Below are 12,977 nucleotides of genomic sequence, written 5' to 3'. Positions count from 1 at the left end.
GCACCGTCACGCCACGCTGACGGCATGCCAACCGTCATCGACTCCTTCGAGGAGAGACGCTGGTGCCCGGCCGGCTCCGCGCGTCCGCGAGCCCGGGTGCTGAGCACTCGCTCGGTTCCGCCGCGCGAGAGCCTGGACTTCTGGCACGACGCGGTACTCGCCGCACTCGTAGGGATGGACATCGCCACCGAAGGCCACAGCTACGACGCGGCCATGCGCATCGACCACCTCGGAGACCTGCGGATCACCACGGTGGAATGCGATCCGGGCCGCGTCCACCGGGCGCCGCGCTTCATCGCTCGCGGCGACGGGCGGGACGTCTTCGTGGCCCTCCAGAGCACCGGGCGGGCGCAGGTCGAACAGGACGGCCGCACCACCGAGTTGCGGGCCGGAGACATCGGGTTCTTCGAGACTGTCCGGCCTTTCCGCACCACGTTCCCGGAACGCTTCCAGCTGAAGATCTTCTCGGTCCCGCGAAGCCTGCTCTCACGGTCGGAGGCCGACCTGTGGCAGCTCACGGCGCGGGCCGTGCGCCCGAGCAGCGGTCTTCCCCTCCTGCTCAGACCCATGCTGGAGCAACTGGCGGACACCTCCGAGGCCTACGCGACACCGGTGGCCGAGCGACTGGCCGAGAGCGTCGTCGACCTGATCGCGGCCACCGCGGCGGACCAACTGGGCGAGGCCCCCGCCGAACTGCCGGGCGCCGACCATGTCCTACTGCTGCGGATCAAGAACTTCATCCGATGGCACCTGTCGGACCCCGGTCTGACCCCTCAGGTCATCGCCCGGGCGCACGGCATCTCCATCCGTCAACTGCACCGGATGTTCCAGGCAGAGGACACCACCTTGTGCCAGTGGATCCGGTCGCTGCGGCTGCACGAGTGCCGCAAGGAACTCGCCGCACAGGCACCCGGATCCGTCAGCCTGGGCCAGGTCGCGCGACGGTGGGGGTTCACCACTCCCGCCGGGTTCAGCAAGGCCTTCCGCGGTTCCTACGGTCTGTCTCCTACCGAATGGCTCGACCGAGAGCGCACCAGCCGGACGGCGGGGGACGCGCTGTGCTGACAGGATCGCTGACCACCTCCGGCCAGGGGATGTCCTTCTCCACCCGGAACCTCGCCTCCGGCGACCGCGTCGCTGCCTGGCAGCGCGCTCTCTCGCAGGCCTTCGTGGACGTCGAGGTCACCGTGGAGCGCGGCCGCCCGTGGTCGGGCGAGCTGGCCGTCGAACGACTGGGGGTCCTCCAGATCGCCACCGAGGAGTTCGGCCCGGGAACGATCCTTCGCAGCGCCCGGTCGGTGGCCGCCGACCACCGCGCGCACATCCTGGTGCGTCAGCAACTGGACGGCACCGCAATCGTGTTGCAGGACGGCCGTACCACCGAAGTCCTGCCTGGCGGCCTGGTGTTCCACGATGCGAGGCGGCCGTTCAGGATCGTGCTGCCGCAGCGGCAGCGGGCCCGGATCCTCATGGTGCCCCGGGCACGGCTGGGCCTGGAGGAAGGGCAGTTGTCCGCCCTCACCGCCACAGTGGTGGACGAAGCCGGGCAGGGAGCGGCGGCCCTGCTGCTGCCGGTGCTGCGCGGGCTGGTCGAAGAGGTCACCAGGTCCCCTGCTCCGGCGAGACGCGAGCAACTCGCCCGCCTCGCCACGGAGATCCTGGCCACCGTGGCGGTGGAACAGGTCAGCAGGCGGCCCGCACCGACGCTGTGGGACCGGATCACGGCGTCCGTCCAGGCCCGGTTGGGAGAAACCGGGCTCACCCCGAAGGACATCGCCGACCAGCACAGCATCTCCCTGCGCTACTTGCACCAGCTCTTCCAGTCGCACGGCACCACCGTCAACGCCTGGGTGCGGACGCAACGGCTCGAGGCGGCACGTGAGGAACTCGCCCGTCCCGGCGCGACCCACAGGTCGATCGCCACGGTGGCGGCCCGCTGGGGGTTCACCAGTGCCTCCCACTTCAGCCGGGCCTTCCGCGAGACGTTCGGCATGTCACCGGTGCAGTGGCGCAGTACCGCCACCGGAGCCGCCCCGGTCCCGGCAGTGCGCTGAGGGACCGAACCCCCTGCATCGTCGGGCAATTCGGAACACCTGGGATTCCTACCCTGAAGACTGAGCGAAGGCCTACGACATGACGTAAGGAGACCAGGATGCCCGGTGACCCCACGACCGACGGAACGGTGCTCGAGCCGGAGGCCCGGGCCTTCGCCGAGGCCACGGCCAACCCGCCGTACCTGTTCGACCTGGCTCCGACGGAGGGGCGCGGCGGTTTCCCGCTGGTCCAGCAGGTGCCGTTCTACCCCGTCACCGACGCGAGCTTCGCCACCGGCTCGTACCACCGGTTCGCCACCTGCTACTTCCTGCGCCGGCACGGCATGCAGTGGTTCTGGGACCAGTACACCACCGATCCCGCCGAGCGGGTGCGCGCCACCCAGGCCGCCCAGGGCGCCATCACGCTCGCCGTCCAGACGCTGCGCACCGCACCGCAGCAGGCCTGACCCGTCCACAGCTGACCAGCACGGTGCGAACATGAAGCCCCCGAACGTGAAACCACACCTCAGCGAGTGGAGCTGGCAGAGCCGGGCCGCGTGCCGCGGCATGGACAGCTCGGTCTTCTTCTCGCCGATGGGCGAGCGGGGAGCCCGTCGGCGCGATCGCGAGGAGCGAGCCCAGTCGATCTGCCGCACCTGTCCGGTGCTGCGGGCCTGCGCCGCCTTCGCCCTGCGGACCAGCCAGACACACGGAGTGTGGGGAGGCCTCACGGAGTCCGAGCGCCAAACAGGCGCGCCGGGCCGGTGACGCGGGTACCGCTCGCCCTGCCGCTGTGGCGGTCCCCGCACTGCTCCCCGAAGCCGACACCTGGCACGCCGAACGCCATGCGGTACGCCGTCGGACAAGAACGCGTGCACTGTCGGCACAACCTCGACGTTGACGCCCGGATACTTTGGCGTCGTAGCACCACCCGGCAGAGCCGAACGCCGCGCCGCAGGCCGCTGGTGCCGGCGGCTGTCCCCTACGGAGGAACACCGCGTGAACACAGAACAGCCGCCCTCGGGCAACGGCCACCCGCACATCCGGCACATCATGGATCGGATGAGCGAGCACCACCGCCGCGCTCAGTCCGAGCGTGAGGAGGCCGCGTTGGAGGACGCGATCGACGGAGCGGCGTTCGATCTGGGGGCCGACATCGCACATCCCGCGGCCGGCCACGGGGAATCCGGGTACGACGTGGACACGGACCTCGGCGTCCAGCCGCAGGAGCCTTAGACGCCCCTGCATGCGCCGGCGACACCGTCCGGCGAATCCGCCCTCTCGATCTGTTCAGGCCTGCTCGTGTCTCGAGCGGGCCGGTCTGCTCACCCGTTCCGGTCGCTGAGGAGGTCGAGGAGTTCCGCGTCGACGACGTCCGGGCGTCCCTCCTGGCAGAGGTGGCCGTAGTGCGGGATGGGCACACCACGGACGTTCCGCGCCGGCCCCTTCCACGCGTCCAGGACGTCGTAGGCCCGCCCTGACCGGAGGCGGGCTTCTCCGTGTGGTCGTAGCCGCGCAGCTCCGGCGCGATCACGGTGAACCCTCGCGAGCACCGGGATCTCTTGCGCCAGCCGCACCAGGTCTCGGGGAAGCCGTACAGCAGAAGACCATCCCGTCCTGGGCCGTCGTCGGCACGACCGACCATGTCATTCCACCGGCCGAACAGCGGTCCATGACTCAGCGTGCGAACGCCCACATCACTGAGGTGAAGGCGGGGGCACCTGTCGTTGATCACGCGTCCTGACGTGGTTGCCCGCGTCATCACCGATGCGGCCCGGACCGTTCGCTGAACCGTGTGAGCCGCTCGGCACTGCCGGTACTGCGGTACCCGCCGTCGGCGACCCCATGGCGTCGCCGACGGCGGCGTAGGACGAGGGAGTGTAGGGGAACGACCGGTTCAGCGGGCGGGAGCCCACGTCCGTTGAGCCCAGTCGCCGAAGCGAGTCCAGCGGAGCTCCGGATGAGCGGCGTGCAGGGCGGGGATGTCGACGCGATAGCCGGGGCCGTTCAGAAACGTCCACATCGCATGCATGTCCGGATCGGCGATCGCCGCCAGCGGTACCCGCTCATGGCGGACCTCCCGCCCCACCGCCGCGCCGAGTGCGGCCGCCATCTGCGTGGGAGTGGGTGCGTCGCCGGCCAGCTCGATGCGCCGTCCCACGAAGGGAGCAGGGCTGAGCAGCACTTCGGCCGCGAACGCGCCGAGGTCGGGGCGGGCCAGCTGCTGCAACGGCCGATCGGGTGGCAGCGGCAGATCGAGAACTCCGCCGAGGATGCGCTCTGCTCCGCCGAGCGCGTTGTCGAAGAAATACGTCGGCCCCAGAATCGTGTACGGGACATCGCCTGCGGCCAGCTCCGCTTCGATGCGCGCCTTGCTCTCGAAATGCGGTACCCCGCTGTCCTGGTCGGCCCCGGCCACGGAGCTGAACACGAGATGCGGAACGCGCTCCCGCGTCGCGGCGGAGAGGATGGCCCGCCCCTGGTTCACCTCCGCCTCGAGGCCGGCCTCGAAGGGAGTGGTGAAGGCGAAGACACCCCTCACCCCGCGCATCGCCGCGGCGAGCGACCGGCCGTCGCTCAGGGATCCCGCCACCACATCGACACCCTGTTCGGCCAGCTCCCGCGCGGCTCCGCGGTGGGGGTCACGTACCAGCGCCCGGATCCGGGCTCCTCGGCCCAGCAGCGCGTCGGTCACGGCTCTGCCCTGTCCGCCGGTTGCGGCAAGCACCAAGATGGGCTCGTCGGTCATCGAAGAACTCCCTTCGTCGCAGACGGTCCCTAAAGGATCTTCTGCCGTTTCCACGGTAACCAGCCGTCCTGGACGACACGCCTGAGGTGCCGGGAAGAGTGAGAAGAGGGCGCTGCGAGACCTGTCCTGGTGCACGCACAGTCATCACGGCCGTGCGACTACACGCCGGTGTCACCGCGCGTGAGCGGCTGCTTCCCGATGTGCGCTTCGACTGAGGCCGAGACGGACGACCGCAGTCGGCGCGCGGTCCGGCAGGTCGAGGTCCTGCTCCTGCACGGCGATCACCAGCGCGGTCTCGGGCAGCATCCGGGGCAGCGCGGCCAGCAGCGCCTCGGCGGTGGGGCGGTCCAGACCGGCGGTTGGTTCGTCGAGCAGCAGCACCGGGGGGCGTCTCAGCACTGCGCGCGCGGTGGCAAGGCGCCGGCGCTGCCCCTGCGAGAGCAGACGCCCGCCGGGGCCCACCGAGGCGTCGAGCGGCAGGGCCGAGAGGCCGACGGCTTCCAGTACGGCCCGTAGCGCGGCGTCGTCGGCCGACGGCGCCGCCTGACGCAGATTGGCCGCCACCGTGTCATCGGCCAGCCAGTCGTCCGCCTCCACCAGGGTGACCGTCTCGGCGACGGCCCGGGCCGGCAGCTCGTGTACGGGCGTGCCGTCGAGGAGGACCGTTCCGGCGGGCACCGGTATACGCCCGGCGAGCTGCCCGAGCAGGGTCGACTTCCCGCTGCCGTCGGGGCCGGTGACCAGAACCAGGCCAGGGCCCGGCAGGGTCGTGGTGAGGGTCGCGGCCGTCGAGAGGAGCGGGAGACCGATCGTCTCCACGGAGCGGGCGGCCGGCCGCTGTCGGCCCGCGGGCCGCTCCTCGGCAGCAAGCGGCGCAAGGCGTTCAGCCGCCTCGCCTGCCTGGGCCGGGTACTGCAGCAACCGGGGCAGTCGCTCCAGCAGTTCCCACCCGGCGGCCATCAGCAGCACCTCGCCCACCACGACGGCGACAGGCTGGGCCGGAGCCGCGCCCAGGCCGATCACCAGCACCGACGCCTGGCCCAGCGCGGCAAGAGGACGCAGGCCCAGACGGCCCAGTCGTTCGGCTCGGGCAGCAGCCCACTCGGCGGACTCGACAGCCGTCATGGCAGCCGTCGCCGTCCGCTGCGCCTGTGGCACGGCGTCCAGGCACCGCAGTTCGTTGAAGGCGGCCCGGCTGCCGAGCAGCGCGGTACGGAGTGCGGCCCTGGCCTCGGCGGCGGTGGCCAGACGGGCTCGCGCAAGGCGGTGCGCGCGCCGGGCCCAGACGAGACCGGCCCCCCAGACGACCAGTTCGGCCGCTCCCAGCAGCGGCATCGCCCACAACAGCAGGATCTCGACCAGGCACGCCGTGGTGACCGCCGCGACCAGCGGTGCGAAGACATTCGCGGGCAGTCCCGCGACGGTCTTCACATCGGCGGTGAGCCGGGCGAGCAGCGTTCCGTCGCGCTGTCCGCGCAGTTCACGGGGCGTGAGGCGGGCAGCGCCACGGGCCAGCCGACCGCGCAGCCTCACGGAGGAGGTCAGCAGCGTCTGATGGTTGACCAGGCGTTCGAGGTAGCGCAGCCCGGTGCGGGCCAGGGCCAGCGTCCGGACGGCGCGTGTGGGCGGCGCGTTACCTCACACCGAACGGCCGTCGGCGCATCCTCGGCTCCTTCGTCCACGGCTCGATGGCCAACGCGCTGCCCCAGGCCATCGGTGCCCAGTTCCTCGACCGCGATCGGCAGGTCGTCTCCCTCTCCGGTGACGGCGGCTTCTCCATGCTGATGGGCGACTTCCTCACGCTCGTCCAGTACGGCCTCCCCGTGAAGGTGGTCGTCTTCAACTACTCCTCCCTCGGCATGGTCGACCTGGAGATGATGGTCGACGGCCTGACCCCGCACGCCACGACCTACCCGCACACCGACTACGCCGCCATCGCGACAGCGGGCGGGGCACGCGGCATCCGGGTGGAGAAGCCCGCCGAGGTACGCGACGCGCTGCGCGAGGCCTTCGCCCATCACGGGCCGGCGCTGGTCGACGTCGTCACCGACCCCGACGCGCTGGCCGTTCCGCCGAAGATCACCACCGAACAGATCAGCGGCTTCGCTCTGTCCGCGAGCCGGACGGTCCTGAGCGGAGGCGTCGGCCGCATGGTCCACCTGGCTCGGGCCAACTTGCGTAATATTCCTCGCCCTTGAGGCCGGTGCAAGTTGCCGGCGAAGTGACCGGCACGACAGATGACGCAGGAGGCAGGGGTGCGGTTCGCGGCCCCGCCCCGCGCCCTGGCACTCCTCACGCATGGGTGATCAACACCAACGGGCCCACCCCCAACACGCCGGCTCCGGACCGGATCAGGAAGCGGCGGTGGGCGGTGAACCGTTGTGAGCGCTATCCGGAAGCCTGAGAGCCGGGGCCGGCGCCTTCGGACCACGGTGCACGAGGGTCGGCCTGATCCGGCACGGCCGGCCCCGACACCGTGTCGAAGGCATGCGTCACCTCGGGCAGGGCCCCGGGGACGAGCAACTCCCGAGCCCGCTCCTCGTGGTGGCGGTCGGTGGCCGTCAGACGGACGTGGTGCTGCGCGCGGTGTTCCGCCCAGGAGGCGACCAGGTAGGTCTCGACAAAGCGTTGCGGGTCGTTGCCGTCCTGGTAGAGGCCCCAGGTGAGGGCCCCCGTACGACGCCTGGAACGAGCGACACGGTGCATGCGGTCCGTGAACTCGGTGCGCTTGTCCGCAGGGACGCGGTAGACCACGGATACCAGGACCGGGCCGTCGGCCTCTCCCGGCTCGAACACCAGGGGCGGAGCGGGCCAGTGGTCGGACGGTGAGGGGTTGATGCCCTCGGCGTCGTGCAGGGGCCACCGGCGTACGCTGGCGGCGCTGAGCAGCATCACGGCGCCGGCGATCAGCAGGCAGGCGCTGAGCCCGACCCAGTCGGCCACCGCACCCCACAGGGGTGCGGTCAGCGCCTGACCGCCCTGGAAGACCAGGAGATAGACGGCGAGCCCCCGGGCCCTGACCCAGGCGGGGAGCCGCGACTGTACGGCCGCGTTGAGCGTGGACAGCACCCCGATCCAGGCCAGACCCCCAGGCAGCAGAGCGACCGTCACCAGCCACGGCACCCGGACCGTGGCCAGTACCGCCAGCACCCCGGCGAAGACCAGAGCGCCGACGGTCAGCGTGCCGTTGGCCCCCAGCACCCGGCGCATGCGAGGCAGTGCGAAGGCCCCCGCCACCGCTCCCACGCCCACCGCCGCCAGCAGCAGTCCGTATCCGCCCGAGCCAAGGCCGAGGGAGCGGTTCGCAGCCAGGGGCAGCAAAGCCCACAGGGCGGAGCCGCCCGGGATGAACAGAAGCGTACGCAGGAGTACTCGCCGCACGCCCGGCGCGTTCCACACGTAGCGACGGCCGGCATACAGGGCCGCGAGCAGCCGTTCGTTCCCCGCCGCAGGGGCGGCCGTCTGCGGGCGCCGCCACACCACGAGGACGGCCGCGATGCCCAGGTACGAGGCAGCGTTGAAGGCGAAGACCCATCCGGCGCCCGCCGCCGCGACCACCGCCCCGCCGAGTGCCGGCCCGACGGCGCGGGCCAGGTTCATGTTCACCGCCCCCAGCGCCGCCGCCTGACCGAGCTGTCGGCGTTCCACCAACTCGGGCTGGATCGCCTGCCAGGCCGGACCCATCAGCGCCGTGCCGCACCCCAGCAGGAAGGTGAGGACGAGCAGTACGGTCGGCGTCAGGCCGCCCGTGAAGGCCAGCACGGCCAGCACAGTGGACACCGCCAGCATCGCGAACTGCGCGGCCAGCAGCACCGAGCGTCGGTCGAATCGGTCGGCGACCACCCCGGAAGGCAGGGCCAGCAGCACGACGGGAAGGCTGGACGCGGTCTGGATGAGCGTCACCAGGGCGGCACTGTCTCCGACCAGCAGCCACTGGGCGCCGACCGTCTGCATCCAGCTGCCGATGTTCGATACCAACTGGGCGATCCACAGGGCCCGGAAGACGCGGGCCGCGAGCGGCGCCCACGGGGAGTCGCTCTGTGCGGGTGCCGGCGTTGACGGTGGGGTGCTCATGCGCGTCCAGACCGGGTGCGGGGGAGAGGCGACGGTCCGTGTGGACCGGGGCACCTGCCCCATGGGTGTCATCGCTCGTGACCCTACGGGCCGCCCACTCCCGGCTCTTGACCGGGAGCGCACGGGGTGTGATCCGGCAGCGCATTGGCCCGGGTGGGGCATCAGCACCTACTCCTACGCTGTCAGGCCGGGCTCGGCGATCTCCGCACCGGATGCGCCCCCGCCGGTGTGGGCCATGCGTGGGGTCTCGGGCCGGATCACCTCAACCAGCCTGCGAGGCCAGACTATCCCAGCGCGGCCGGGGAGCCGTGGTGTTCCAGCAGTCAGTTCACGGCCTGGTGGTCCAGGCGCGGCCCGAGCACGCGTTCCAGCGAGGGGTGGAAGTGGGGGAGCAGGCCGCGTATCCGGTTGGAGGCCCGGGTGGACTCGGCCGCCAGCTCCTGATCGAAGCCCATCAGGCCGCAGGACGGTGGCCCGGTCCGGCATAGTGATGACGTGGTGCCGCGCCAGGTAGCGCGTGTGTTGCGAGTCCTTCCTCGTCACGTAGCGCTCGATTACGTAGCTGTAGCCGATCTCCTCGGGTGCTGGAACGGCATCGGTCATCTCTCCGGGTATAGGTCGGTACGGTCGATCCCGGTGGGGGCGACGAAGATGTTGTCGCCGACGGGGGCTTCGGAGGCTCCCAGCAGGGACCAGGTGCGGGCCTGGGCCTCTTCGACCAGGTGCTCCCAGGGCGCGGTCCAGTCGAGTTCCCAGTCCAGGCCAGTGCCGGAGATGCCGTACGTGCGGCCGGCGTCCACTCGCCAGAACTGGGAGTAGAGGATCACCTGGGCGTGGTCGGCGAGGTGGTGAAGCGGGCCGAGGGCCAGCCGGGGGCGTCGTCCGCCACGGTGGCTCGTAGGCGCGCGGTGAGCGGTGGGACGACAGGGGTGCGTGCGCCGAGCTCGGTCAGGGCCCAGCGGATGCCGCCCGGCTCGGTCCAGTCGGTCACACGGTTCGAGGTGATCGGCTGACCGCACGACCGTGGTCAGCTCTCTGCGGTGGTCGTCCCGGCGAGGTTCTCCCGGAAGAAGGGAACGGCCTCTTCGACGGCGCGACCGACGTACTTCGGCACGTCGTAGAAGTCCATGTGCGCGCCGCCCTCGACGATCACGAGCTTCTTCGGGCTGCGGACGCGTCCGTGCAGTTCGGTGGACATCCACAGAGAGCCCGCCTCGCTGCCGGCCACGATGAGGATCGGCTGGGTGAGCAGGTCCTCCACCATGTGGAAGGCATCGAAGGTGAAGATCCGCGAGACGCTCTTAGTGAAGAGGAACTTGTTCTTCGCGTTCCAGTGCTGGGCGCGCGGAGTCAGGTAGTAGTCGTGGGCCTCGACGAGGTCGCGGGGGGTGTTCTCGTCCGGCTCCGGCGGAACGTACGGGAGATATACCGTGTCGGCACCCGCCACCTCGGCAGTGCGCTGCTGTGCCACAGCCTGAAGCGTGGGCACGGCGGCGGCGTCGGAGTCGGTGCCGTACCAGCCGCGGCGGAAGGAGGTGCCGATGTTGAGGGCGCTGACGGTGGTGAGGGCCTTGATCCGGTAGTCGGTCATCGCGGCGTTGACCGCGTAGCCACCGCCGGCGCAGACACCGAGCGCACCGACCCGCTCCGCGTCGACGTAGTCGAGCGACTGCAGATAGTCCACCGCGGCGCGCACGTCCTCGACGCGGGCGGCCGGGTCCTCCAGGTGCTGGGGCTTGCCACCACTGTCGCCCTGGAAGGACGCGTCGAAAGCCAGAGCCACGAAGCCGTGCTCAGCGAGCTTGCTCGCGTACAGACCGGCGGTCTGCTCCTTCACGCCACCGCCGGGGTGCACGGTGACGACCGCCGCGTAGCTGCCCTTGGGGTCGAAGTCTTCCGGGATACAGAGGCTGCCCGCCATGTTGATCGGGCCGTTGGGGAAGGTGATCGCTTCCACTGGTCAATCCATGTGCTGTCTTGATGCGCTCGACCGGTTGGTTCGGGCGACTGCGGCCAGCGTGCGGGCCTTCGCGTATCCGAGGGAGAGTCTGCCTATCGGGGGTACTGGCAGCCTCTCCATAACGGTCCGCGCGGGACCTGGCCTCGAAGCATGGAGACCGCCAAAGAGATCAAAGAGTTCCTGATGACCCGCCGAGCGAAGATCACCCCGGACCAGGTGGGGCTTGCTTCGTCGGGGCGTCGTCGGGTTCCCGGCCTGCGGCGCGAGGAGGTCGCGCTACTGGCCGGTGCCAGCGCCGAGTACTACATCCAGGTCGAACAGGGGGCTTGTCTTGTGCTGAGCCGGCCAGGTCAGCCGTTCGACGGCGTTTCGGGGCGCGCAGCGGGTGGAGCGCATGAGTTCCGTGAACGGGCGGTCCACGAGGCCACCGAAGAGGCCCTGGCACTGGGCGTGCCCGCCAGCCTGTACGGCCCCGGGCTCCGTAGGGAACTCGGCCTGGGCGACACGTCTGACTACCGGCGCAGCATGGCGCTGGAGGTCTCCGTCGCCACCCGGGCCACGGTCGCTGCTTCGACAGGAGCCGCCTGCGCGAACTGGCGCACAACTACCTTCACGCGACCGAACGCCCAGGCCCCTCATGACCGTCGCACCGGTCCGGGTGACCACGTCGGCCCGGTGCAGGACCTCGACGGCTGACCGTGTCCACATGTAGCCGGCGTCCCTGCGAAGGGCGCCTGATCGCGTGGCGTCTGCCCTGGTCAGGTGCCTGTTTCGAGCGTCTGGAGAGGTGCGCCGGACCGGTCCCCCGCCGAAGACGTCGCCGCCTCGGAAGGGACCGGCGCCCGCTGGCGTCAGCTACGCAGGAGCCGCAGGTCGATCGCGTCGGCCATGGCCTTCATGCCCGTGTCGTTGGGGTGGATGTGGTCGCCCGAGTCATAGGCGGGGTTGAGGGCGGCCGGGTTCGAGGAGTCACGCATGGTCCGGTCGAAGTCGATGACCCCGTCGAACGCGCCGCTGGTTCGGATCCACCGGTTGACCTCCTGCCGGATCGCCTCGGCGGCGGGCGTGTAGTAGCCGTTGCCCTGATCGGGCATCAGGGTCGCGCCGATGACGCCGACGTGCGCGGCGTGCGCCTCGTCGATCAGCGTGCGGTAGCCGTTGACGAGATCCTGCGCGGTCAGCGGTCCGCCGTCGGGTCCGGCGTTGTTGCCGATGTCGTTGATCCCCTCGAAGAGGATCACGTCCTCGACGCCCGGCTGGCCGAGGGCGTCGTGTCCGAAGCGCTTGAGGGCGCTGACGCCCTGCCACAGGTTGGGCACGTCCGTGAGGACCCGGTTGCCGCCGATGCCGGAGTCGACCACGCTCAGCTTCTGCGGGCCCGGTACGGCGCCCAGTCGACGGCCGAGGAAGTCGGGCCACCTGGTGTAGGTGCCGGTCGAGGAGTGGTAGCCGTCCGTGATGGAGTCGCCGAAGGCGACGACGGTGCCCCTCGCGGTCGGCGACACGACGTCCAGCCCTGCCAGGTAGTACCAGGAGGTCGTGGTGCTGCCGAACGCGGCGGCGCCGTCGTCACCGGCGTGGTTGCCGGAGGCGATGTAGGTGGTGTCGAACGCGTCGGAGTGCCAGGTCGACATTCCCGTCGTGCCGGGCACGTAGAGGCTGACGAGCACGTTCTCCCCGGCGCTGACCGAGATCGGGATGACGTCGCTGACCGCCTCCGCTCCGGCGGGGATCGTGACGTGGCGCGAGCCGCCGAAGGTGATGTTACGAGTGGTGCCGCGGGTCGCCTCTGCGCCGCTCGCCTGGACGGCCACGTCCACGGCGCTGACATCGAGCGGGGCGGGGCTGTACCGGTTGGACAGGGTGATGCGTGCGCCCGAGCCGGCGACGCTGCTGTGCACCACCATCCGGATGGTCTGGTTGTCGAAGGACGGGCCGCCCGTCGTCATGCCGGGTGACCAGGCACTGACCCGTGTGCCCTTGCCGTTCGCCGAGGACACGGCGGCGCTCGCCACGTTCGCGGTGCTCAACGGTGCGACCGTCAAGGCCATGCCGGTCAGCACGCCGAGCACCGACAGCAGGGACCTGCGACGCGGTCGGCGGGCCGCCGCCGTGCTTTCTCTCTTCGGGGACATCGTCGATCTCTCCACTCTTCTCGCTC

At 70.7% G+C, this 12,977-nt stretch carries 11 protein-coding genes and 4 pseudogenes; 7 read left to right on the top strand and 8 right to left on the bottom strand.

The genetic code is table 11. The annotated features are described in order from the left end of the window. Nucleotides 1-24 precede the first annotated feature (24 nt). From ACFY2Z_RS29110 to ACFY2Z_RS29090, 5 genes and pseudogenes are all read left to right on the top strand, one after another. A complete protein-coding gene (locus tag ACFY2Z_RS29110; RefSeq protein WP_390747053.1) occupies nt 25-1,065 on the top strand; it encodes a helix-turn-helix domain-containing protein in 1,041 nt (346 codons plus the stop codon). Next, nucleotides 1,059-2,054: a helix-turn-helix domain-containing protein gene (locus ACFY2Z_RS29105; protein ID WP_390747052.1), complete on the top strand. Its 996-nt coding sequence runs from the start codon at nt 1,059-1,061 to the stop codon at nt 2,052-2,054. The genes ACFY2Z_RS29110 and ACFY2Z_RS29105 overlap by 7 nt, the downstream gene beginning before the upstream one ends. 209 nt (nt 2,055-2,263) lie before the next feature. Beyond that, a pseudogene (locus ACFY2Z_RS29100) lies at nt 2,264-2,458 on the top strand (esterase); the annotation flags it as partial. A 73-nt stretch (nt 2,459-2,531) separates the two neighbouring features. Further along, nucleotides 2,532-2,801 (top strand): WhiB family transcriptional regulator, encoded by a 270-nt coding sequence (locus tag ACFY2Z_RS29095; RefSeq protein ID WP_390747051.1) that lies wholly within the window; start codon nt 2,532-2,534, stop codon nt 2,799-2,801. Nucleotides 2,802-3,032: 231 nt separating this feature from the next. Beyond that, nucleotides 3,033-3,269: a hypothetical protein gene (locus ACFY2Z_RS29090; protein WP_390747050.1), complete on the top strand. Its 237-nt coding sequence runs from the start codon at nt 3,033-3,035 to the stop codon at nt 3,267-3,269. A gap of 661 nt (nt 3,270-3,930) precedes the next feature. Here the strand turns inward: ACFY2Z_RS29090 and ACFY2Z_RS29085 are convergent. After that, a complete protein-coding gene (locus tag ACFY2Z_RS29085; RefSeq protein ID WP_390747049.1) occupies nt 3,931-4,782 on the bottom strand; it encodes an NmrA/HSCARG family protein in 852 nt (283 codons plus the stop codon). A gap of 171 nt (nt 4,783-4,953) precedes the next feature. After that, entirely contained in the window at nt 4,954-6,315 is a 1,362-nt protein-coding gene (locus ACFY2Z_RS29080; RefSeq protein WP_390747048.1) for an ATP-binding cassette domain-containing protein, read from the bottom strand. Nucleotides 6,316-6,401: 86 nt separating this feature from the next. Here ACFY2Z_RS29080 and ACFY2Z_RS29075 point away from each other — a divergent pair. Continuing rightward, nucleotides 6,402-6,980, top strand: a pseudogene (locus ACFY2Z_RS29075) (thiamine pyrophosphate-dependent enzyme); the annotation flags it as partial. Between the two features lie 190 nt (nt 6,981-7,170). Here the strand turns inward: ACFY2Z_RS29075 and ACFY2Z_RS29070 are convergent. The 5 genes and pseudogenes from ACFY2Z_RS29070 to ACFY2Z_RS29050 form a co-directional block, all read right to left on the bottom strand. Continuing rightward, nucleotides 7,171-8,856 carry an MFS transporter gene (locus ACFY2Z_RS29070; RefSeq protein ID WP_390747047.1) on the bottom strand — a complete coding sequence of 562 codons (1,686 nt, stop codon included), beginning with the start codon at nt 8,854-8,856 and terminating at the stop codon, nt 7,171-7,173. A gap of 329 nt (nt 8,857-9,185) precedes the next feature. Then, a pseudogene (locus ACFY2Z_RS29065) lies at nt 9,186-9,314 on the bottom strand (IS110 family transposase); the annotation flags it as partial. 141 nt (nt 9,315-9,455) lie between these two features. Beyond that, nucleotides 9,456-9,683, bottom strand: a complete 228-nt coding sequence (locus ACFY2Z_RS29060; RefSeq protein ID WP_390747046.1) for a hypothetical protein — start codon at nt 9,681-9,683, stop codon at nt 9,456-9,458. Beyond that, complete coding sequence (locus ACFY2Z_RS29055; RefSeq protein WP_390747045.1) at nt 9,680-9,847, bottom strand: hypothetical protein; 168 nt, start codon at nt 9,845-9,847, stop codon at nt 9,680-9,682. The genes ACFY2Z_RS29060 and ACFY2Z_RS29055 overlap by 4 nt, the downstream gene beginning before the upstream one ends. Nucleotides 9,848-9,883: 36 nt before the next feature. Beyond that, the gene (locus ACFY2Z_RS29050; RefSeq protein ID WP_390747044.1) at nt 9,884-10,813 is read right to left on the bottom strand and encodes an alpha/beta hydrolase; all 930 of its coding nucleotides are present in this window, start codon (nt 10,811-10,813) and stop codon (nt 9,884-9,886) included. A 153-nt stretch (nt 10,814-10,966) separates the two neighbouring features. Between ACFY2Z_RS29050 and ACFY2Z_RS29045 the strand changes: the two are divergent. Then, nucleotides 10,967-11,140, top strand: a pseudogene (locus tag ACFY2Z_RS29045) (transcriptional regulator); the annotation flags it as partial. Between the two features lie 527 nt (nt 11,141-11,667). Here ACFY2Z_RS29045 and ACFY2Z_RS29040 read toward each other — a convergent pair. After that, complete coding sequence (locus ACFY2Z_RS29040; RefSeq protein ID WP_390747043.1) at nt 11,668-12,951, bottom strand: SGNH/GDSL hydrolase family protein; 1,284 nt, start codon at nt 12,949-12,951, stop codon at nt 11,668-11,670. Nucleotides 12,952-12,977 lie beyond the last annotated feature (26 nt).

Origin of the sequence: Streptomyces sp. NPDC001222 (assembly GCF_042896945.1) — a bacterium.
GTDB lineage: Bacteria > Actinomycetota > Actinomycetes > Streptomycetales > Streptomycetaceae > Streptomyces > Streptomyces gibsoniae.
The sequence above is the reverse complement of the archived record's forward strand: the minus strand, read 5'-3'. Positions and strand labels throughout refer to the sequence as shown.